Origin of the sequence: Lactococcus protaetiae, from assembly GCF_006965445.1 — a bacterium.
Taxonomy (GTDB): Bacteria; Bacillota; Bacilli; order Lactobacillales; family Streptococcaceae; genus Lactococcus; species Lactococcus protaetiae.
Map to the genome: position 1 here is coordinate 1,068,709 of NZ_CP041356.1, position 21,872 is coordinate 1,090,580.

The 21,872-nt window shown below is 41.1% G+C and carries 11 protein-coding genes, 15 tRNA genes, 3 rRNA genes and 3 pseudogenes; 28 read left to right on the forward strand and 4 right to left on the reverse strand.

Going from position 1 to position 21,872, the window contains the following annotated elements:
• Positions 1-153 precede the first annotated feature (153 nt).
• Positions 154-1,079 (reverse strand): annotated as a pseudogene (gene cysK / locus FLP15_RS05245) (cysteine synthase A).
• A gap of 303 nt (positions 1,080-1,382) precedes the next feature.
• Here cysK and FLP15_RS05250 point away from each other — a divergent pair.
• On the forward strand, positions 1,383-2,444 hold the full coding sequence (locus tag FLP15_RS05250) for a LysM peptidoglycan-binding domain-containing protein (protein WP_142766270.1): 1,062 nt from the start codon (positions 1,383-1,385) through the stop codon (positions 2,442-2,444).
• Between the two features lie 288 nt (positions 2,445-2,732).
• Here FLP15_RS05250 and FLP15_RS05255 read toward each other — a convergent pair whose 3' ends face one another.
• The 3 genes and pseudogenes from FLP15_RS05255 to recU form a co-directional block, all read right to left on the reverse strand.
• Complete coding sequence (locus FLP15_RS05255; RefSeq protein ID WP_142766271.1) at positions 2,733-3,362, reverse strand: MBL fold metallo-hydrolase; 630 nt, start codon at positions 3,360-3,362, stop codon at positions 2,733-2,735.
• A gap of 7 nt (positions 3,363-3,369) precedes the next feature.
• A pseudogene (locus FLP15_RS05260) lies at positions 3,370-5,471 on the reverse strand (transglycosylase domain-containing protein).
• The gene (gene recU / locus FLP15_RS05265) at positions 5,458-6,096 is read right to left on the reverse strand and encodes a Holliday junction resolvase RecU (RefSeq protein WP_142766272.1); all 639 of its coding nucleotides are present in this window, start codon (positions 6,094-6,096) and stop codon (positions 5,458-5,460) included. Before recU ends, FLP15_RS05260 begins: the two are co-directional and overlap by 14 nt.
• Positions 6,097-6,171: 75 nt before the next feature.
• On the opposite strand from recU, the gene FLP15_RS05270 reads away from it, so the two are divergent.
• From FLP15_RS05270 to rpoD, 27 genes and pseudogenes are all read left to right on the forward strand, one after another.
• On the forward strand, positions 6,172-6,696 hold the full coding sequence (locus FLP15_RS05270; protein WP_142766273.1) for an SLOG family protein: 525 nt from the start codon (positions 6,172-6,174) through the stop codon (positions 6,694-6,696).
• A gap of 190 nt (positions 6,697-6,886) precedes the next feature.
• A complete protein-coding gene (gene spx, locus FLP15_RS05275; RefSeq protein WP_120773234.1) occupies positions 6,887-7,276 on the forward strand; it encodes a transcriptional regulator Spx in 390 nt (129 codons plus the stop codon).
• Between the two features lie 538 nt (positions 7,277-7,814).
• Positions 7,815-8,090: a UPF0223 family protein gene (locus tag FLP15_RS05280; RefSeq protein ID WP_142766274.1), complete on the forward strand. Its 276-nt coding sequence runs from the start codon at positions 7,815-7,817 to the stop codon at positions 8,088-8,090.
• Entirely contained in the window at positions 8,062-8,871 is an 810-nt protein-coding gene (locus tag FLP15_RS05285) for an inositol monophosphatase family protein (protein ID WP_223804737.1), read from the forward strand. Before FLP15_RS05280 ends, FLP15_RS05285 begins: the two co-directional genes overlap by 29 nt.
• An 87-nt stretch (positions 8,872-8,958) precedes the next feature.
• A pseudogene (murA, locus tag FLP15_RS05290) lies at positions 8,959-10,241 on the forward strand (UDP-N-acetylglucosamine 1-carboxyvinyltransferase).
• Entirely contained in the window at positions 10,241-10,432 is a 192-nt protein-coding gene (locus tag FLP15_RS05295; RefSeq protein WP_142766275.1) for a DNA-directed RNA polymerase subunit beta, read from the forward strand. The pseudogene murA and the gene FLP15_RS05295 overlap by 1 nt, the downstream one beginning before the upstream one ends.
• Positions 10,433-10,573: 141 nt before the next feature.
• Positions 10,574-11,857, forward strand: coding sequence for a trigger factor (gene tig, locus FLP15_RS05300; RefSeq protein WP_142766276.1), 1,284 nt, complete (start codon positions 10,574-10,576; stop codon positions 11,855-11,857).
• A gap of 303 nt (positions 11,858-12,160) precedes the next feature.
• Positions 12,161-13,706, forward strand: a 16S ribosomal RNA gene (locus FLP15_RS05305).
• A 90-nt stretch (positions 13,707-13,796) separates the two neighbouring features.
• A tRNA-Ala gene (locus FLP15_RS05310) sits at positions 13,797-13,869 on the forward strand.
• 185 nt (positions 13,870-14,054) lie between these two features.
• A 23S ribosomal RNA gene (locus FLP15_RS05315) occupies positions 14,055-16,951 on the forward strand.
• Positions 16,952-17,034: 83 nt separating this feature from the next.
• Positions 17,035-17,149: ribosomal RNA gene (rrf, locus tag FLP15_RS05320) — 5S ribosomal RNA — on the forward strand.
• Together the 16S, 23S and 5S rRNA genes with 15 tRNA genes alongside form the textbook arrangement of a ribosomal RNA operon.
• A gap of 3 nt (positions 17,150-17,152) precedes the next feature.
• A tRNA-Val gene (locus FLP15_RS05325) sits at positions 17,153-17,225 on the forward strand.
• A gap of 27 nt (positions 17,226-17,252) precedes the next feature.
• Positions 17,253-17,325, forward strand: a tRNA-Asp gene (locus FLP15_RS05330).
• 17 nt (positions 17,326-17,342) lie between these two features.
• Positions 17,343-17,415 (forward strand) — tRNA-Lys (locus FLP15_RS05335).
• A 9-nt stretch (positions 17,416-17,424) separates the two neighbouring features.
• Positions 17,425-17,506: transfer RNA gene (locus FLP15_RS05340), tRNA-Leu, on the forward strand.
• 13 nt (positions 17,507-17,519) lie between these two features.
• A tRNA-Thr gene (locus FLP15_RS05345) sits at positions 17,520-17,592 on the forward strand.
• A gap of 21 nt (positions 17,593-17,613) precedes the next feature.
• Positions 17,614-17,685: transfer RNA gene (locus FLP15_RS05350), tRNA-Gly, on the forward strand.
• A gap of 39 nt (positions 17,686-17,724) precedes the next feature.
• Positions 17,725-17,798: transfer RNA gene (locus FLP15_RS05355), tRNA-Arg, on the forward strand.
• 5 nt (positions 17,799-17,803) lie between these two features.
• Positions 17,804-17,877, forward strand: a tRNA-Pro gene (locus FLP15_RS05360).
• 34 nt (positions 17,878-17,911) lie between these two features.
• Positions 17,912-17,985: transfer RNA gene (locus FLP15_RS05365), tRNA-Met, on the forward strand.
• Positions 17,986-17,998: 13 nt separating this feature from the next.
• Positions 17,999-18,072: transfer RNA gene (locus FLP15_RS05370), tRNA-Ile, on the forward strand.
• Positions 18,073-18,081: 9 nt separating this feature from the next.
• Positions 18,082-18,154, forward strand: a tRNA-Phe gene (locus FLP15_RS05375).
• A gap of 12 nt (positions 18,155-18,166) precedes the next feature.
• Positions 18,167-18,237: transfer RNA gene (locus tag FLP15_RS05380), tRNA-Gly, on the forward strand.
• Between the two features lie 14 nt (positions 18,238-18,251).
• A tRNA-Ile gene (locus FLP15_RS05385) sits at positions 18,252-18,325 on the forward strand.
• 37 nt (positions 18,326-18,362) lie between these two features.
• A tRNA-Ser gene (locus FLP15_RS05390) sits at positions 18,363-18,450 on the forward strand.
• Between the two features lie 107 nt (positions 18,451-18,557).
• Positions 18,558-20,426 carry a DNA primase gene (gene dnaG, locus FLP15_RS05395; protein ID WP_142766277.1) on the forward strand — a complete coding sequence of 623 codons (1,869 nt, stop codon included), beginning with the start codon at positions 18,558-18,560 and terminating at the stop codon, positions 20,424-20,426.
• Between the two features lie 53 nt (positions 20,427-20,479).
• A complete protein-coding gene (rpoD, locus tag FLP15_RS05400) occupies positions 20,480-21,823 on the forward strand; it encodes an RNA polymerase sigma factor RpoD (protein WP_142766278.1) in 1,344 nt (447 codons plus the stop codon).
• Positions 21,824-21,872: the final 49 nt, after the last annotated feature.

Here is a 21,872-nt window from a genome sequence, read left to right on the forward strand (position 1 = left end):
AAAGGTGGGGATTAGCAGCACTAAGCTCTGCTTTCGTTCTACTAACATTGGTGGGGGAGAAAGAATCCCCCACCAATGAAGTAATCATTTTAACGGATAAAAATCACTGACAGAATTTCTGTCAGTGATTTTGGTCAGCTGTCAGTGATAGATTTATTCACCAAAATCATAGAGAACAGTTGACAAATAGCGTTCTCCATTGTCAGGGCTAGTGCAAGAACTTTTTTGCCTTTGCCCAATTTTTTAGCGACTTCAAGAGCAGCATAAATTGCAGCACCAGATGAGATACCAACGAGGAAACCTTCTTTACCACCAAGCTCGCGAGAAGTCAAAATAGCATCGTCGGAAGCAACATCAATGACCTCGTCATAAGCTGTTGTATCAAGGTTTCCAGGTACAAAACCAGTTGAAATTCCTTGAATTTTATGTGGGCCAGGTTGACCACCTGAAAGAATTGCAGATTCACCAGCTTCAACCACGTAAGTTTTGATTGCTGGATTTGCTTTTTTGAGCGCACGAGAAACACCTGTGATAGTACCACCTGTTCCGGCACCAGCAACGAAAGCATCTAATCCGTCGGCACCAAAAGCTTCAAGAATTTCTGCACCAGTCGTTTCTTCGTGAATTTTCGGATTAGCCGAATTTTCAAATTGTTGTGGAAGGAACCAACCATTTTCTTCAGCAAAGCCTTGAGCTTTTGCGATGGCTGCTTTGATTCCTTCTGAACCTGGAGTTAATACTAATTTTGCACCATAAGCTTGAATTAATTTACGACGTTCAATTGAAACATTATCAGGCATGACAATAACCACTTTATAACCTAGAGCAGCGCCAACGAAAGACAAACCAATTCCTGTATTTCCAGATGTAGGTTCAACAATTGTTCCACCAGGTGTGAGTTTACCGTCAGCTTCTGCTTGACGAATCATTGCAAGAGCAATACGGTCTTTTACAGACCCACCAGGATTAAAAGCTTCTAGTTTTACATAGACATCAGCACTATCTTCAGGAACATGTTGCAATTTTACAATTGGTGTGTGACCAATCAAATCAGTAATGTTTTCATAAATCTTTGCCATAATTTTTCACCTCTAAAATATAGAAATTTGATACACTATTATTATAAAGCGAAAAAATATATTTTGCGCGAAACAAGTCTTATCATGGTATTAAAAAATTTTTATTGCCCTTTATGAAATGAAGTCAAGACTTATTCAGTGTGAGTTAGCACGCACTTACTTCGATAAAATGAAAACCCAATCACTTTACAAAATGCTAAAAAATTCTTATACTAATAGGTAACTATAAAAGAAAATCAGCTCAGTATGATGAAGGAAATTTTGTTCAAATCATGCTAGAAATTGAAAATCAGAGGAGCCTTGATGAAAAATAAATATAAACTAGCCTTGGGAGCGTCTATCGTTGCTTTAGCGAGCCTTGGTGGTATTAAAGTCCATGCCTCGTCAGTTCAGGAAATTGTCAATGCGGCTGTGCCAGTCGCAAATGAGTATGGACTTTATCCATCGGTCATGATTGCCCAAGGTATTTTGGAATCTAATGGAGGGCAAAGCGCCCTTGCGAGTAATTATAACAATATTTTTGGAGTGAAATACACTTCAGGAACTCCTGTTTATCTACCAACCCAAGAGTATCTTAATGGTCAGATGACGAATGTTGTGGAACCTTTTCAAGCTTATGCCTCTATTTATGAGGCTTGCTTAGCACAAGCAGAGCTACTCAGAAGTTCATCTTATTATTCAGGAGCTTGGCGTGAGAATACAAGTTCTTACGTTGACGCTACTGCTTGGCTTCAGGGAAGATATGCGACAGATCCGAACTATGCTGCAAAATTAAATAATTTGATTTCTGAACTTGGGTTGAGTGTTTATGATCAGGGTGGTGAAATTTCAGCGTCGCAGACAAGTATGACAAGCTCTTCAGTAGGAAATTACAAAGTTCAAGAAGGCGATACATTGTCAATGATTGCTGCGCAATATGGAACGACAGTAGATGCACTAGTTTCTGCAAACGATTTGGAGAATGCTAATGATATTCATGTTGGTGAAGTGTTGCAGATTGCTTCTTCTTCAAGTGCAGGTAGCTCATCAACTACTTCTTCACAAGCAGGGAATTATACCGTACAATCTGGAGATAGTCTTTACTCCATTGCCGAACAATATGGGACGACAGTTTCTGCGATTATGTCGGCTAATAATATCTATGATATTGCTACAACGCTTCAAGTGGGTCAGAGCCTTCAAATTCCAGCGGGAAGCTCTACGAGTACAGTAAGTAGTATAAGCTCAAATAGTTACACCATACAAAATGGTGACAGCCTTTATTCAATCGCAACAGCAAATGGAATGACAGCAGACCAGTTAGCAGCGATTAACGGTTTTGGATTAGACCAAATGATTCATCCAGGACAAACGATTCAAATTTAACCTAGCAAGTGCGTGCGATCTCCGCTACGGTGCTACGTGCTTCACACGCCGTTCTATGAACGATGAACGGTCTATGCAACTTCGTTGCTCCGCTGTCCGTTTGCTTGGCTGCTAAAGCAGCAAGAGCAAAAGGCAAAGCGATAAGGCAAAATGACAATCTCTGCTTTCGTTCTACATAACATTGGTGGTGGGAAAATGATCCATCAATGTTAGAATCACTTCAATGAAAAAAATCACTGACAGAAAATTTTGTCAGTGATTTTATTTTTGTCAGTATGCTGACGAATGTTAGTGTGTGCTAAAAAAAGGGTTATGACGTTTTTCATTGCCAATCGTTGTGGACAAACCGTGTCCAGCGTAGACTTTCATTGTATCAGGGAGAGTAAAAAGTTGTTTGCGAACAGAAGTTATTAATTGCTCATAATTACCTGTGGGTAAATCCCACCGTCCCACAGCGTTTTTAAATAAAGCATCACCAGTAAAAACAATATTTTCATCATCAAAGACAAGACTTACGCCTCCGATGGAATGACCAGGTGTAGGCAAAACTCGAAACCTGAATCCATCAAGTTTGTAAGTTTTGCCGAGCTGATAAAACTTGTCAGCACTAGGGGCGATGACAGGTCGACCTGTCAGTAATAAAGAAGCATTTAACTCGGGGTTTTGCATCCATTCTTTTTCTGACTCGTGAAGGTAAATCTGTGCATCAGGAAAAGTGTCAAGCAATGCCTGAAGTCCCATGATATGGTCAAAATGAGCATGGGTGAGTAGGATATTACTGACAGGTTTGTCAGCAGATATTTTTTCTGTCAGTGCTGATGGATTGCTCCCAGGGTCAATGATAAGACTAAAAGCAGAATTGCTCAGGAGATAAGTATTTTCCTGAGCAACGGCATTAATAATTTTTTCGATTTTCATAGGAATGTTAATTTGAACTTGATTGAGGAATTGTTTGTCCGTTTGTATCTGTCTTGACAATATTTATCCCTTGTTGGACAACACCATCAGGCATTTCCCAAGGAGTAATTGATGATGGATTTGGATAAAGTTGGGTCATCATCGCTTTAAAGACTTTGGTTGCAATGGAAGTATCTTGCCCATAAATCGGAGTCATTCGGTTTTTATAACCTGTCCAGACTGCCATTGAGTACTGAGGAGTATAGCCAACAAAGTTTTCATCGGGGGAAACCATGCCAGGTAATGTTCCGTATTTCTCAGTGATTTGGCTCATTTCATCATCAGAGTAGTTTGAGGTTCCTGTCTTGCCGGCGGTAGGAAGTCCAGGGACTTGAGCGTTTGAGCCAACAGATTGTGAGAGCGGCAAAGATAAAACACCTTGAAGAATATTGGTCATGATATAGGCAGTTGAAGCTGACATTGCACGAGAGCGCTCGGGTTTGTAGTCAACTTCGCGCCCATCTGGAAAGACAAGTTTGGTTACATAGTAAGGCTTTGTATAAATTCCGTTATTTGAAAACGCAGCATAAGCAGCAGCCATTTTTTCAGAACTTGCGCCATATTTACTAATATTTTTCTCACTCTCACCAGTAGGTAAAGTCGGATAGCTTGAGATAGCATTAGAATACTGCATATTTCCAAGATTAATCCCAACATTTTTCAAAAAAGCTTCTGATTTGGCAAATCCCACACTGATTAAAGTTTTTACAGCAGGAATATTCCGAGAGAGGTCAAGCGCATTTTTCACAGTTAATGTCCCCATATAGTTATTATCCCAGTTTTTAAGAGGAGTACCATCAGGGTAGGTGGTTGGTGAGTCTGTGACATAGTCACCAGTTGAAGTATAAATATTGTTTTCAAAAGCGGGACCATAGTCAACAAGCGGTTTCATGGCAGAACCCCAGTCACGGTCAGTTTGCACGGCATAATTATAACCGAAAGTAACATCAGTCGGTTGCTTACGTCCCCCAATCTGTGCAACAACAGCACCTGTTTGAACATTGATAAGTGTTGAAGCGACTTGCATCGTGTCATTTGAGAAAGGAACATAGTCATTGGTGTTGACGATATTATAAAGGTTTTGTTGAGCTGATGTATCAAGCGTGGTGTAGATTTTGACCCCTTCGCTCAAAATATTTTTTCCACCAATTTGCTCCGCTTGAGCGAGTGCTTGCTTTAGGAAATTATCAGCAAAGCTTGGTATTGTTGCGCTTTGTTTAAGGGGCTGTAAACCATCATCAATTGGTGTATTGATTGCCTGTTTAGCTTGGCTCGCGGTAATCTTACCATATTTTTTCATGGCATTGATAACTAAATCACGACGCCATTTTGCAGATTTCGCATTAGTATAAGGATTATAGGTATTAGGCGCTTGAGGCATACCTGCGAGTAAAGCAAGTTGGGCAATGGAAAGTTTGGTCAAATCTTTACCATAATATGCTTCGGCGGCTGTGCCCATCCCATAATAACCGTTTGCCATATTGACCTTATTGACATAGGCGGTAAAAATTTGCTCTTTTGTCCACTGTTGGTCAAGCTCAAGTGCCATCCAAGCTTCTTGAATTTTCACGCGGAGTGTTTGGTCAGAAGTTGAAGTTGAAAAGAAAGAGAGTTTGATGAGCTGCATATCAAGGGTTGAACCACCATTAAGTGACCCCCTTTAACATTATTGAGAAATGCACCAGCAATACGAATTGGGTCGACACCGCGGGTATTGAAGAAACGATGATCCTCTATAGAGGTAACAGCATTAACCAGCATCACAGGAATATTGTCCGTTTGAACAAGATTTCGCTGCTCGGAGCCAAGTGTTGCAATGACTGTGCCGTTTTTGTCATACATTTTTGGTGAAGGATACGATTCCAATTTATTCAGCTCAAGTTTGGGGGCATCTTTGGCAAAATAGACAAAGACGGCACCTCCAGCAATAAGTCCAAGGATAATTGCTGAAAAAATTGTAATCAAAAATATTTTTAAAGCAGTCCACCATTTCGTTTTTGCGGAACTGCGTTTAGGATATTTTTTCTGTTTTTTTGAATTAGGTTTGGTAGAAATTTTAGTGTACCTCACAGAGTTTATTCACAATTTCTAGATATGGAATTCTAGGAATTTGATTGGTTTCAATTTTATAACCTTTATCACGGATATAGTGAATAGGTATGGACTTCAAGCCTTGCTTCTCACGATAAAATGTAATGAGATGTGAGGAAGGAAGGAGATAAGTTTCGTTAATTGTTGCAAAATGTAAAAGAACAAATGCGATGCCATCTTGAGCAAGGACATTACTCATGTGAACAATTTGATGCTCATGGAAATTTTTTAAGGGAAACACTGTTTTTTGTTGTGTTTCTTTAGCTTCAAAATCGATGTAATGCCCTTTATAAACGCCAGAGTAGTCTGTTGTCGAGGCTTGTCTAAAGTAGGCTTCGGTAATTTTTGCACGACTTCTCTGTGGATAATCAACTTTCACAATTTGAATAGGTGTTGGTTTTTTGTGAATCACTGCTAAACCATGTGAAAGGTAATATTCATTTGTTGCATTGATTTCGGCTTCAAAATTCATACCGCGTTTGCCAAAAGCTACTGATTTTTTATTTCTGTCAGTGCTGACAGCTCTTTTAGGAACTTTTGTAAGTAGCGACGAAGTTGATTTTTCCGTAGGAATTCGTGATAAACCTCTAGGGTAATTAAACATTATTATACCTTTATAAAATCTTCAGTTAATTATATAATGACATTATAGCATAAAAATTACGAGGGGAAAATATTTATGAATTCATTGCTAATCATGGGTTACAGCAGTTTCGATTTAGGTATTTTTAATGAAAAAGATATTAAAATTTCTGTGATAAAAAAAGCAGTCAAAAAAAGATTGATTGGTTTCTTAGAAAACGGTCTAAAGTGGATTATATTTACAGGAAATCTAGGCTTTGAGTATTGGGTACTTGAAGTGGCAAAGGAGCTAAAAGAAGATTATGAATTTCAAATTGGTAGCATTTTTGCTTTTGAAACGCAGGGGCAAAATTGGAATGAAGCCAATCAAATCAAGCTTGCATCCTTCAAACAAGTAGATTTTGTGAAATATGCTTATGAAACTTATGAAAACGCAGGACAATTCCGTCAGTACAATGATTTTCTACTAGAAAACACGGAAGGCGCATTTGTATTTTATGATGAAGAAAATAAAACAAAGTTAAAATATATGGTTGACAGAATGAAAAATACATCTGATTATGAGCTATATTTACTGGATTTTGAAGATTTGCAAGAGACTTTTGAAGAAATGAATGAGTAACTTTTGTCATAAAAAGAAATGTTATTTGCCTCGTTCACTTTTTTTGCGGTGTTAATTTTGATATAATACTCAAAGATGTAAAAAATTTCTGTCAGTACTGACAAAATATTCAGAAACACTATAAGTGTGTGATCGTAACTGATAGAAATGAGATTTTGCTGAAAAATTGATGAGAATAGGAAATAAGATTGTGATTGATTTATATTTGTCGCCTTCATGTACAAGTTGCCGTAAGGCGCGCGCTTGGCTGCAAAGCCACAAAGTTCCCTTTGTAGAACATAATATCCTAACACAACCCATGACAGCAAATGATTTGCGCCATATTTTGACAAAAACTGAAAATGGGACAGAAGATATCATATCAACAAGGTCAAAAGTTTTTCAAAAATTGGCTGTGGATGTTGATAATTTAACAATTAATGAGTTGATTGAACTTGTAACAGAATTTCCAAATTTATTGAGAAGACCAATCATTACTGATTCAAAGCACTTACAAATTGGTTTCAATGAAGACGAAATTCGTGCATTTTTGCCGCGAGAATACCGCCGTGCCGAAATGTTAAACACGATTGAAGAATGAGTGTTTAATCTGCAAATGGAACTTTGCAAAGCAAAGTGTCGCCGTACACGATTGAAGAGTGAGTATTTAACTAGCAGATAGAATTACGAAGTAAAATGAATTCAAGACTTATTCAGTGGGAGTTTCGTAAAACATTTGTCCACTTTCTCTAGTCGCTATCTTCGCTAAGCGAACGGACAGCGTAGCACGGCGTGCGAAGTACGTAGCACCGTAGAGAGCATCGATGGCGTAGCCGCAAGGCGGAGATAGCACGCACTTACTTCGATAAACTAGCAATGTGCCATGACTAATTTATGTGAACAATAAATTAGTTTTGCAGTATAATTTTGCCGTGCATAAGTTGCAAAAGAGCTGTTTCAATTTGATTGCCACAGTGTGAATAACTGTTGCTATCACGATGAGCATGGACCCTAGTGGTATTGGGGGTTAAAATAAAAATATCGCTATGACACGCCAAATGCAGTTATCACTAAGTATAATTATGACAAAAACAGTGCTGATAGAAATTGTCAGTACTGACAAGATTAAATGAGGAAAAATGAAAGAAAACTATAACTATCCTCTGGATTTTAGTTGGAGTACCGCTGAAATGACAGAGGTGCTCTCTTTTTTCAATCAAGTTGAAAAATTTTACGAAAGTAAGGTTGAAAAAGAAGAATTTTTGAACGCCTATTCTGCTTTTAAAAAAGTAGTTCCATCAAAAATGCAAGAAAAACAATTGGGCCACGAATTTGAGGGAAATAGTGGTTACTCGCTTTATAGAGCCGTTAAGGAGGTACAGGCAAGTGGAAAACGATTTGTCAGTGCCAACTAATTCTTGTCAGGAAGAAGATTTATTGACAAGACTTGAGTTAGCTAAAGATTGGATTCGCGATGCTGGGAATTTTCTTAAAGAGAATTTGACAGAACCATTAGAAATTACAGAAAAAACAAGATATGATGACTTGGTCACCAATTTTGACCATGAAGTTCAGAAGATGATTGTCAAAAATATTTTGCATCATTTTCCATCTGACAAAATTCTGGCAGAAGAAGATAATAAAAAACTCAGTTTTGATGAGCAAATTCCTCATTTATGGATTCTTGACCCCATTGATGGCACGACCAATTTCATTGTTCAAAAAGATAATTTTGCCATCATGATTGCTTACTATGAATTTGGAGTCGGAAAATTTGGCTTGATTCTGAATGTCACACAAGATAAACTTTATTGGTGTGATAGTCATAAAGCCTTTTGTAATCAACGGGAATTAGAACCTAAATTTTCTCCCCTGCGCCATAGCTTGTTAGGTGTGAATAGTTATATGTATAGGGCAAATGTTGGAGGAGTATTAGATTTAAGTCGTCAAACATTGGGTGTTCGTATTTTAGGTAGCGCAGGAATTAGTTATGGACAATTATTAGAAGGCAAAATTCTAGGCTACTTTAGTAATCTTCAACCTTGGGACTACGCTGCTGGAAGTATTATCGCGGAAAAGCTAGGCTATATTACATTAACCTTATCAGGTGAAAAACCTAAATTTGATGACCGTGAAAAAGTATTTACAATCCCTAAAATGCTGCTTCCAGAAATTCAAAAATATATTAAAAATTAATCAAACAGAAATCTTTTGTCAAAACTCATAAGACTTTTGTGCTATAATTTAAAAATAATCAAAGAAAATTATAGGAAAATAGACAAAATGGATAAAATTATTGTAAAAGGCGGGCAAACTAAACTTCAGGGCGAAGTTGAGATTGAAGGAGCAAAGAACGCTGTTCTTCCACTTCTTGCAGCAACCCTGTTAGCCAGTGAAGGAGAAGTTGTACTCCGCAATGTTCCTATCTTGAGTGATGTTTTCATGATGAATAATTTAGTTAATCATCTTGGAGTTGACATTACATTTGACCAAAAAGAAAAAGAAATTATCGCAAAGGCTGGCGTACAAATAAAAACAACAGCTCCTTACGAATACGTTAGTAAAATGCGTGCTTCCATTGTTGTAATGGGACCAATTCTTGCTAGAAATGGACAAGCGAGAGTTTCAATGCCTGGAGGATGTTCCATTGGTTCGCGTCCAATCGATTTACATCTCCGTGGCTTTGAGCAAATGGGTGCAAAAATTACGCAAAATGCAGGTTACATTGAAGCTAAAGCGGATAAACTTAAAGGTGCTTATATTTATATGGATTTCCCATCAGTTGGGGCAACTCAAAATCTAATGCTTGCGGCAACACTCGCAGAGGGCACAACTACTTTAGAAAACGCAGCTCGTGAACCAGAAATCGTCGACCTCGCTAACCTTTTAAACAAAATGGGAGCCAATGTAAAAGGAGCGGGAACCGATACAGTGATTATCAAAGGTGTTGAAAAAATGCATGGTGCTCGCCATGCTGTAGTTCAAGACCGAATTGAAGCAGGAACATTTATGGTTGCTGCTGCGATGACAGAAGGTAACGTTCTCATAAAAGATGCAATTTCAGAACATAACCGTCCTTTGATTTCAAAATTGAGTGAAATGGGTGTGAATTTCATCAAAGAAGAAGAGGGGATTCGTGTGATAGGTCCTAAACGTCTCAAAGCAACAAGCGTTAAAACTCTTCCACATCCAGGCTTTCCAACTGATATGCAATCTCAAATGACTGCTGCTCAAGCTGTAGCTTTAGGAGAGTCAATGATGGTTGAAACAGTTTTTGAAAATAGATTTCAACATCTTGAAGAAATGCGTCGGATGGGTCTAGATGTTGATATTACACGTAACACAGCATTGATTCAGGGAAATGCAGAACTTCAAGGGCAGCCGTAAAATCAACAGACTTGCGTGCAAGCGCAGCGTTAATCCTTCTTGGGTTAGTTGCCAAAGGACAAACCACAGTGAGAAAGCTAAGCCATCTTGATCGTGGTTACTATAAATTCCATGAAAAATTGAAAGCACTAGGAGCCAATATTGAACGTATTCATGATGAAGACGAGGATGAAGATTAATGTTTAAGCGAACCGTAAAATTTTTAGGGGTCAGATTATCATTTGTAATTCTTATTGCGATACTATTGGTTGTATCAGCGGTTCTAGGACTTATGCTAGGTTATGGTGTACTTGGAGGTGGGAATCCTTCCCATGTTTTCAATCATAATTTATGGACAGAAGTGCTAGACAAACTTAATCCAGCAAAATAAGAGAACCGAAAGGTTCTTTTTACTTATTATAAATCTGGAAATAGCAAGGGAAAAGCAATAAACACTTGAAATAGTAGCGATTTTATGCTATTCTTGGGAGGTATGAATTTCTGAGCAATAGCTCAAAATAAGGAGAAAAAAATGACTGTAAGTTTTGAAAAAACTAGTGATACAAAAGGTACACTCTCATTTTCAATCGATCAAGAAACAATCAAAAAAGGTCTTGACAAAGCTTTCAATAAAGTAAAAGGAAACATCAGTGTTCCAGGTTTCCGTAAAGGTAAAATTAATCGCCAAATGTTTAACAAAATGTATGGTGAAGAAGCGCTTTATGAAGAAGGCTTAAATGCTGTCCTTCCAGAAGCATATGATGCAGCTGTAAAAGAAGCTGGTATCGAGCCAGTCGCTCAACCAAAAATTGATGTAACTAAAATGGAGAAAGGTTCAGATTGGGAATTGACAGCAGAAGTTGTTGTTAAACCAACAGTAACCCTTGGAGATTACAAAAACCTCACGGTAGAAGTGGATGCTAGCAAAGAAGTTTCTGACGAAGATGTTGAAGAGCGCTTGACTAGTGCTCAAAATAACTTGGCAGAACTTGTTGTGAAAGAAACAGCTGCAGAAAACGGAGACACAGTCGTAATCGATTTTGTTGGTTCAGTTGATGGTGTTGAATTTGAAGGTGGAAAAGGTGCGAACCATAGCCTTGAACTTGGTTCAGGGCAGTTTATTCCAGGGTTTGAGGAACAACTTATTGGTTCAAAAGCTGGTGAAACAATCGAAGTTAAAGTTACTTTCCCAGAAGATTATCAAGCCGAAGACCTTGCTGGTAAAGAAGCACTTTTTGTTACAACAGTTAATGAAGTCAAAGCAAAAGAACTTCCAGAACTTGATGATGAACTTGCAAAAGACATTGACGAAGAAGTTGAAACATTGGATGAACTCAAGGCTAAATTCCGCAAGGAACTTGAAGAATCAAAAACAGAGGCATTTGATGATGCAGTAGAAACAGCAGCTATTGAAGCAGCAGTAGCTAATGCAGAAATCAAAGAACTTCCAGAAGAAATGATTCACGAAGAAGTTCACCGTGCAATGAATGAATTCCTCGGAGGAATGCAACAACAAGGTATTTCACCAGAAATGTACTTCCAAATCACTGGTACAACTGAAGATGACCTTCATAAACAATATGAAGCAGATGCTGACAAACGTGTTCGCACAAATCTTGTTGTAGAAGCTATTGCAGCTGCTGAAAACTTTACAACTACTGATGAAGAAGTGCAAGCAGAAATCGCTGATTTGGCTGCACAATATAATATGCCAGTTGAACAAGTTGAAAAACTTCTTCCAGTTGACATGCTTAAACACGATATTGCAATGAAAAAAGCAGTAGAAATTATCGCTTCAACTGCTACAGTAAAATAATTAACCTAAATAAAAGGCCACATTTAAGTGGTTTTTTATTTAGAAGTAAGGAGTGATTGTATGGTTAAAGGGAGTAACAAAAAGGATGAATAAAAAAAGTTTTGTCAAATCACAACAAATAATTGACAAAGGGTGTGTAGTTTGATAGAATATAATAGTTGTCGCGAGAGAGGGAAGCCACTCAAGCGTTTAGACCCTTGAAAACTGAATAAAGAAGAATGACTCATGTGATGTCGTAAAGACATCAAAAATCTGTCAATCAATAATGAAAGACAAGCCAGTCACAAGTGTGACTTAAATACTTTATTTGAGAGTTTGATCCTGGCTCAGGACGAACGCTGGCGGCGTGCCTAATACATGCAAGTTGAGCGCTGAAGGTTGGTACTTGTACCGACTGGAAGAGCAGCGAACGGGTGAGTAACGCGTGGGGAATCTGCCTTTGAGCGGGGGACAACATTTGGAAACGAATGCTAATACCGCATAAAAGCTTTAAACATAAGTTAAAAGTTTGAAAGATGCAAATGCATCACTCAAAGATGATCCCGCGTTGTATTAGCTAGTTGGTAGGGTAAAGGCCTACCAAGGCGATGATACATAGCCGACCTGAGAGGGTGATCGGCCACATTGGGACTGAGACACGGCCCAAACTCCTACGGGAGGCAGCAGTAGGGAATCTTCGGCAATGGGGCAACCCTGACCGAGCAACGCCGCGTGAGTGAAGAAGGTTTTCGGATCGTAAAACTCTGTTGTTAGAGAAGAACGTGTGTGGGAGTGGAAAATCCATGCAGTGACGGTATCTAACCAGAAAGGGACGGCTAACTACGTGCCAGCAGCCGCGGTAATACGTAGGTCCCGAGCGTTGTCCGGATTTATTGGGCGTAAAGCGAGCGCAGGTGGTTTATTAAGTCTGGTGTAAAAGGCAGTGGCTCAACCATTGTATGCATTGGAAACTGGTAGACTTGAGTGCAGGAGAGGAGAGTGGAATTCCATGTGTAGCGGTGAAATGCGTAGATATATGGAGGAACACCGGTGGCGAAAGCGGCTCTCTGGCCTGTAACTGACACTGAGGCTCGAAAGCGTGGGGAGCAAACAGGATTAGATACCCTGGTAGTCCACGCCGTAAACGATGAGTGCTAGATGTAGGAAGCTATAAGTTTTCTGTATCGCAGCTAACGCAATAAGCACTCCGCCTGGGGAGTACGACCGCAAGGTTGAAACTCAAAGGAATTGACGGGGGCCCGCACAAGCGGTGGAGCATGTGGTTTAATTCGAAGCAACGCGAAGAACCTTACCAGGTCTTGACATCCCGATGCTATCCTTAGAGATAAGGAGTTACTTCGGTACATCGGTGACAGGTGGTGCATGGTTGTCGTCAGCTCGTGTCGTGAGATGTTGGGTTAAGTCCCGCAACGAGCGCAACCCCTATTACTAGTTGCCATCATTAAGTTGGGCACTCTAGTGAGACTGCCGGTGATAAACCGGAGGAAGGTGGGGATGACGTCAAATCATCATGCCCCTTATGACCTGGGCTACACACGTGCTACAATGGATGGTACAACGAGTCGCGAGACAGTGATGTTTAGCTAATCTCTTAAAACCATTCTCAGTTCGGATTGTAGGCTGCAACTCGCCTACATGAAGTCGGAATCGCTAGTAATCGCGGATCAGCACGCCGCGGTGAATACGTTCCCGGGCCTTGTACACACCGCCCGTCACACCACGGGAGTTGGGAGTACCCGAAGTAGGTTGCCTAACCGCAAGGAGGGCGCTTCCTAAGGTAAGACCGATGACTGGGGTGAAGTCGTAACAAGGTAGCCGTATCGGAAGGTGCGGCTGGATCACCTCCTTTCTAAGGAATATATACAAGGATGAGCATTCAACTTTATTCAGTTTTGAGGGGTCTAGAGATAGACCACGCAAGAATCAACTTCTTGATTGTGGGGCCTTAGCTCAGCTGGGAGAGCGCCTGCTTTGCACGCAGGAGGTCAGCGGTTCGATCCCGCTAGGCTCCATGAAGATACGAAAGTAAGTGTTGAGATTAGTTTCAGCCGAAGGTATCTTGTCAGAAAAGACGTTAAAATCATCTTGAACCTTGAAAACTAAATAACAATATCTAATAACGATAAATAAACCGAAAAGCTGTGAATTTTAAAGAATTTACAAACTTATACTTGAAAAAAGATGATTGAATCATCATGGCAAAGTTAATAAGGGCGCACGGTGGATGCCTTGGCACTAAGAGCCGAAGAAGGACGTGACTAACGACGATATGCGACGGGGAGCTGTAAGTACGCTTTGATCCGTTGATTTCCGAATGGGGAAACCCAGCTGCTTCTAGCAGTTATTCATGAGTGAATACATAGCTCATGTAAAGGTAACGCAGAGAACTGAAACATCTAAGTACCTGCAGGAAGAGAAAGTAAAAACGATTTCCTAAGTAGCGGCGAGCGAACAGGAAGAAGGGCAAACCAAGAAGCTTGCTTCTTGGGGTTGTAGGACTGCAACGTGGACTTAAGGTCTATAGAAGAATCATCTGGGAAGATGAGCCAAAGAGAGTAAAAGCCTCGTATTCGAAATAGACCTTATACCTAGCAGTATCCTGAGTAGGGCTGGACACGCGAAATCCAGTTTGAATCCGGGAGGACCATCTCCCAACCCTAAATACTCCTTAGTGACCGATAGTGAACCAGTACCGTGAGGGAAAGGTGAAAAGAACCCCGAGAGGGGAGTGAAATAGCACCTGAAACCGTGTGCCTACAAGAAGTTCGAGCCCGTTAATGGGTGAGAGCGTGCCTTTTGTAGAATGAACCGGCGAGTTACGTTATGATGCGAGGTTAAGTTGAAGAGACGGAGCCGTAGCGAAAGCGAGTCTGAATAGGGCGCTTTAGTATCATGATGTAGACCCGAAACCTAGTGACCTATCCATGAGCAGGGTGAAGGTGTGGTAAGACGCACTGGAGGCCCGAACCAGGACACGTTGAAAAGTGTTTGGATGACTTGTGGATAGCGGAGAAATTCCAAACGAACTGGGAGATAGCTGGTTCTCTCCGAAATAGCTTTAGGGCTAGCGTCGAAATGTAAGTGTATTGGAGGTAGAGCACTGTTTGGGTGAGGGGTCCATCTCGGATTACCAATCTCAGATAAACTCCGAATGCTAATACACATGTTCGGCAGTCAGACTGCGAGTGCTAAGATCCGTAGTCGAAAGGGAAACAGCCCAGACCAACAGCTAAGGTCCCAAAATATATGTTAAGTGGAAAAGGATGTGGGGTTGCACAGACAACTAGGATGTTAGCTCAGAAGCAGCTATCATTCAAAGAGTGCGTAATAGCTCACTAGTCGAGTGACCCTGCGCCGAAAATGTACCGGGGCTAAACATATTACCGAAGCTTTGGATTGATATATTATCAATGGTAGGAGAGCGTTCTTAACCGCGAAGAAGGTATACCGTGAGGAGTGCTGGAGCGTTAAGAAGTGAGAATGCCGGTATGAGTAGCGCAAGATAAGTGAGAATCTTATCCACCGTAAGACTAAGGTTTCCAGGGGAAGGCTCGTCCGCCCTGGGTTAGTCGGGACCTAAGGCGAGGCCGAAAGGCGTAGTCGATGGACAACTGGTTGATATTCCAGTACTAGATATGATCGTGATGGAGGGACGCAGTAGGCTAAGAGATGCCAGTTAATGGATTCTGGTCTAAGCAGTGAGGTGTGAGATGTGTCAAATGCATTTCTCTTTAACATTGAGCTGTAATGGGGAAGCAACTACGGTTGCGAACTCTCTGATGTCACACTGCCAAGAAAAGCTTCTAGCGTAAAGTCATATCTACCCGTACCGCAAACCGACACAGGTAGTCGAGGCGAGTAGCCTCAGGTGATCGAGAGAACTCTCGTTAAGGAACTCGGCAAAATAGCCCCGTAACTTCGGGAGAAGGGGTGCTGGTGTAAAAGCCAGCCGCAGTGAATAGGCCCAAGCAACTGTTTATCAAAAACACAGCTCTCTGCTAAACCGCAAGGTGATGTATAGGGGGTGACGCCTGCCCGGTGCTGGAAGGTTAAGAGGAGGAGTTAGCGTAAGCGAAGCCCTGAATTGAAGCCCAGTAAACGGCGGCCGTAACTATAACGGTCCTAAGGTAGCGAAATTCCTTGTCGGGTAAGTTCCGACCCGCACGAAAGGCGTAATGATTTGGGCACTGTCTCAACGAGAGACTCGGTGAAATTTTAGTACCTGTGAAGATGCAGGTTACCCGCGACAGGACGGAAAGACCCCATGGAGCTTTACTGTAGTTTGATATTGAGTACCTGTAAGTCATGTACAGGATAGGTAGGAGCCATTGAGATAGGGACGCTAGTTTCTATTGAGGCGTTGTTGGGATACTACCCTTGACTTATGGTTACTCTAACCCGCTGGCAATATCGGCCAGGGAGACAGTGTCTGACGGACAGTTTGACTGGGGCGGTCGCCTCCTAAAGAGTAACGGAGGCGCCCAAAGGTTCCCTCAGATTGGTTGGAAATCAATCGTAGAGTGTAAAGGTATAAGGGAGCTTGACTGCGAGAGCTACAACTCGAGCAGGTAGGAAACTAGGGCTTAGTGATCCGGTGGTACCGCATGGAAGGGCCATCGCTCAACGGATAAAAGCTACCCTGGGGATAACAGGCTTATCTCCCCAAGAGTTCACATCGACGGGGAGGTTTGGCACCTCGATGTCGGCTCGTCGCATCCTGGGGCTGTAGTCGGTCCCAAGGGTTGGGCTGTTCGCCCATTAAAGCGGCACGCGAGCTGGGTTCAGAACGTCGTGAGACAGTTCGGTCCCTATCCGTCGCGGGCGTAGGAAATTTGAGAGGATCTGTCCTTAGTACGAGAGGACCGGGATGGACCTACCGCTGGTGTACCAGTTGTTCCGCCAGGAGCACGGCTGGATAGCTATGTAGGGAAGGGATAAGCGCTGAAAGCATCTAAGTGCGAAGCCCACCTCAAGATGAGATTTCCCATTCGTAAGAATTAAGAGCCCAGAGAGATGATCTGGTTGATAGGCTGGAAGTGGAAGCCCTGTGAGGGGTGGAGCGGACCAGTACTAATCGCTCGAGGACTTTACCAAAAGAGTCAACTATAAAATGCTTAAGGTTTAGAAGTTAGAAGGATTGTTATTTAGTTTTGAATGTTCAAAGGAACATTTAAAGATTTGGTCATCATTGCGATGGAGATACACCTGTTCCCATGTCGAACACAGCAGTTAAGTCCATCTACGGCGGAAGTACTTGGGGGTGCCCCCTGGGAGATAGGCGAGTGGCCAAGTTTGGGGAGTTTAGCTCAGCTGGGAGAGCATCTGCCTTACAAGCAGAGGGTCAGCGGTTCGATCCCGTTAACTCCCATAGGTTGATTCAGCCTTTATTTGAATAGGTTCCGTAGTGTAGCGGTTATCACGTCGCCCTGTCACGGCGAAGATCGCGGGTTCGATTCCCGTCGGAACCGTTAGTCAATAGACTAATGACTCGTTAGCTCAGTTGGTAGAGCATTTGACTTTTAATCAAAGGGTCGCTGGTTCGAGCCCAGCACGGGTCATAATTCCTCGCGGATGTGGCGGAATTGGCAGACGCACTAGATTTAGGATCTAGCGCTTAACAGCGTGGGGGTTCAAGTCCCTTCATCCGCATCTTTAGGTATTAGCCGACTTAGCTCAGTTGGTAGAGCATCTGATTTGTAATCAGAGGGTCGCGTGTTCGAATCATGTAGTCGGCATTGTCGGAAGACACAAGCGTTGCGAACGTAGTTCAGGGGTAGAACACAACCTTGCCATGGTTGGGGTCGCGAGTTCGAATCTCGTCGTTCGCTTTACTAGGTGTTACTAGTATCTATATAATAGTGTTATTTGCAGGCGTGGCTCAACTGGATAGAGTACCTGACTACGAATCAGGCGGTTGTAGGTTCGAATCCTACCGCTTGCATATAACGGGAAGTAGCTCAGCTTGGTAGAGTACTTGGTTTGGGACCAAGGTGTCGCAGGTTCGAATCCTGTCTTCCCGATTGATGCTTTGCATCATTTGACTTAGGTCAATATGGCGGTGTAGCTCAGCTGGCTAGAGCGTTCGGTTCATACCCGAGAGGTCGGGGGTTCGATCCCCTTCGCCGCTATATTTTATCAGCTGGATCTTTAGCTCAGTTGGTTAGAGCTATCGGCTCATAACCGATCGGTCGCTGGTTCGAGTCCAGCAAGATCCATTAATTTTTGGCTCGGTAGCTCAGTTGGTAGAGCAATGGATTGAAGCTCCATGTGTCGGCGGTTCAATTCCGTCTCGCGCCATTTCTTTAATTAGCGGATGTAGTTTAATGGTAGAACCCCAGCCTTCCAAGCTGGCTACGCGAGTTCGATTCTCGTCATCCGCTTAAATGAATACTTTGGGAGTTTAGCTCAGTTGGTTAGAGCACTGTGTTGATAACGCAGGGGTCCCAGGTTCGAATCCTGGAATTCCCATATGGTCTTAGGATCTTTACATTGTGAATAAGCCTGTGGGGAGTTACTCAAGAGGCTGAAGAGGACGGTTTGCTAAATCGTTAGGTCGGGAAACCGGCGCGAGGGTTCGAATCCCTTACTCCCCTTTGTTTGACGTCTATTGTCTAATAGACGTCTTTTGGATTTTATAGACTGTAAACTATACGGTTGGTTACTCCTGTGTATTGTGTGATGGGAAGGGGGTGTAAATGAAATGGCTTTTCTAGAAACTGATGAAGTTAATATGTTGAAGGCGCAGGTGAATATCGCGGATTTGATTTCACAATACGTGGCTCTTTCTCGGAATGGTAAAAATTTTATTGGACTGTGCCCTTTTCATGGGGAAAAAACCCCTTCTTTTAATGTAAATGCAGAAAAAGGATTTTATCATTGTTTTGGTTGTGGTAAGTCAGGTGATGCAATTGAATTTTTGAAAGAATACAAGCAGATTGGATTTGTTGATGCGATCAAAGAGTTAGCTGATTTTGCGGGAGTCCAGCTTAATATTTCTGATGATAAGGAGGAGAAGAAAGATCCTAACGGCCCTTTGTATGAAATTCATAATCAGGCAGCTCGACTTTACAATATATTGTTGATGTCAACTGAATTGGGAAAGGCGGCTCGGAAGTATCTTTTAGATAGAGGAATTTCTTTAGATATTATCAAGAGATTCAATATTGGGTTAGCTCCGGATGAGGAAGACTTTATTTATAAGAATTTATCCAATAAATTTGATGAGGAGATTTTGGCGAATTCTGGACTATTTCATTTTTCTAATAATAAGGTTTTTGATGCTTTTTCAAACCGTATTATGTTTCCAATTACTAATGAATATGGTCATACTATTGGTTTTTCTGGAAGAAAATGGCAAGAGAATGATATGGCAAAAGCAAAGTATGTGAACACCTCTGTAACACCAATTTTTGATAAGTCGTATGAATTATGGAATTTTGATAAGGCTAAACCTACTATTAGCAGAAATCATGAAGTTTATTTGATGGAAGGCTTTATGGATGTTATTGCAGCATATAAAGCTGGAGTAACGAATGTGGTCGCTTCTATGGGAACTGCCTTAACTGAAAAACACGTGCGACGATTGAAACAAATTGCAAAAAAATTCGTATTAGTTTATGATGGAGATTCCGCTGGTCAAAATGCGATATATAAAGCTATGAATTTAATCGGAGAGGCAAGTGTTCAAATTGTCAAGGTACCAGAGGGGCTTGACCCAGATGAATACTATAAATCTTATGGTGCTGGGGGATTATCAAGATTGATGATTTCTGGTAGAATTCAACCAATAGAGTTTTTAATTGAATTTTTAAGACCAGAGAATTTAGCGAATTTACAGGTGCAACTTGATTTCATTGAGAAAATTGCCCCTATGATTGCACGAATTCCGTCAATTACGGCGCAAGATGCTTATGTAAGGAAATTAGTTGAGATTTTACCTGATTTCGAGTATAATCAAGTGGAACGCGCGGTAAATTTGAGACGGGAAAATATGGTCAGTACTGACAACAGTTTCGTCAGAACCGACGAAACTGATTTTCCAGAATTTGTGCCGCCTGCTCCAGAAAGTTTCGACGAAGGGTATTTTGCAGGATTTGGTAATAGCGATGAAAGAAATTTTTCAAATGTTGCTGTTACAAATGTTCCAAAATTATCCAGAATTGAGCGAGCGGAGGAGCAGTTATTGAATCGTATGATTAATCATTCGGCTGTTTTGAAAAAATTTGCTCAGGATGAAAATTTTAGGTTCGTTCATAAGCGTTATCAAGATTTATTTGACAGAGTTATGCTTGAAGGAATGGCATTTGAGGAGATTGATTATTCTCATCTTGCAAGTGAGCTTGAGGGAGATGAGAGAAGTTTACTTTATCAGATTATAGGATTGGACTTGCCAGAATCGGCATCAAGTTTAGAGATAAATGATTTGGTTGCTATTTTTTCAAGAGAAATGGAGCAGCTAAAATTTGAAGAATTAATCGCTCAATTGGAAGTAGCTAAAAAGGCTGGAAATAAAGAACGTGAGTTGGAATTAACACTTCAAATTATTAATCAGAAGAAAAAATTATTATAATTTTTTAGTGCTGTCAGTACTGACAGAAGTTTTAACCATTGAGGAGGGTTGAATTGGCAGGAAATAAGAAAAGAATTAGTCAAATTTCAAAAGAAACTGGTGTTCAAAACCGTGTGCTAGTTGAAAAAGCACAAGAAATTGGCTTACTTGTAAAATCACACTCAAGCTCTATTGGTCCTGGTGAAGAACGCCGACTTCTTGAGGCTTTGGATGTTAAGCCAGTGGTTGTAGAAAAAATGGCGGATTCAGACACTTTGGCTAAAGTCGAAGTCAAAGAAAATGGCGAAGTTTTTGATATGAAGGCTTATGAAAAGGCCGTGAAAGATTACATTGCGAAGCGTAAACCGCTTGGTGAAGCATTAGATATTGAAATCATGGATGAATTGTCTGTGAAATTTGGTATCGTGGATGATGCACTTGAAGATTTGTTTAAACAAATTCAAGATGCAGGAATTTCTATCGTCGATAAGGAAGGAAATCCAAGTCCCCTGGCACTTGTCACGGAAGAAGCGGAGCAAGAAGATTTATCTGATAATGCGATGGATGAGATTGTCACTAATGTCCGTATTGATGACCCAGTCCGTATGTATTTGAAAGAAATAGGTCGTTATCCATTGATTTCTCTTGAGGAAGAAACGAAATTGGCCGAGGCAATCATTGCAGGTGGTGAAGAAGCTGAATTTGCTAAACAGATGCTGGCTGAAGCAAATTTACGCTTGGTTGTTTCAATTGCAAAGCGTTATTCTGGACGTGGGATGCAATTTTTAGACCTCATTCAAGAGGGAAATATGGGCTTGATGAAGGCTGTGGATAAGTTTGACCACACGAAAGGTTTCAAGTTCTCAACTTATGCAACATGGTGGATTCGTCAGGCGATTACGCGTGCGATTGCAGACCAAGCGCGTACAATTCGCATTCCAGTGCATATGGTTGAAACAATCAATAAATTAATTCGTGTGCAACGTAATCTTTTGCAAGATCTTGGACGTGATCCATCGCCTGAGGAAATTGGAAAAGAGTTGCATATGGCACCAGATAAAGTGCGTGAAGTTTTAAAAATTGCACAAGAACCTGTATCGCTTGAAACACCTATTGGTGAAGAGGATGATTCTCATCTTGGTGATTTTATTGAAGATGATGTGATTGAATCTCCAGTAGATTATACGAATCGCGTTTTGTTGCGTGAGCAGCTTGATGAGGTCATGGACACCTTGACTGACCGTGAGGAAAATGTTCTGAGGATGCGTTTTGGGCTCGATGATGGTCGTATGCACACCTTGGAAGATGTTGGGAAGCAATTTAAAGTCACACGGGAACGTATTCGCCAGATTGAAGCAAAAGCAATCAAAAAATTGCGTCATCCTCGTCGTTCTAAACCATTACGTGATTTTATGTAAATTAAGCAATTAGTGCAGAGATAAACGTATTTATACTACATTGAGCTTA

Coding starts and splice junctions, on each gene's coding strand:
- FLP15_RS05250 (WP_142766270.1), top strand. CDS start 1,383: ATGAAAAATAAATATAAACTAGCCTTGGGAGCGTCTATCGTTGCTTTA.
- FLP15_RS05255 (WP_142766271.1), bottom strand. CDS start 3,362: ATGAAAATCGAAAAAATTATTAATGCCGTTGCTCAGGAAAATACTTAT.
- recU (WP_142766272.1), bottom strand. CDS start 6,096: ATGTTTAATTACCCTAGAGGTTTATCACGAATTCCTACGGAAAAATCA.
- FLP15_RS05270 (WP_142766273.1), top strand. CDS start 6,172: ATGAATTCATTGCTAATCATGGGTTACAGCAGTTTCGATTTAGGTATT.
- FLP15_RS05280 (WP_142766274.1), top strand. CDS start 7,815: ATGAAAGAAAACTATAACTATCCTCTGGATTTTAGTTGGAGTACCGCT.
- FLP15_RS05295 (WP_142766275.1), top strand. CDS start 10,241: ATGTTTAAGCGAACCGTAAAATTTTTAGGGGTCAGATTATCATTTGTA.
- tig (WP_142766276.1), top strand. CDS start 10,574: ATGACTGTAAGTTTTGAAAAAACTAGTGATACAAAAGGTACACTCTCA.
- dnaG (WP_142766277.1), top strand. CDS start 18,558: ATGGCTTTTCTAGAAACTGATGAAGTTAATATGTTGAAGGCGCAGGTG.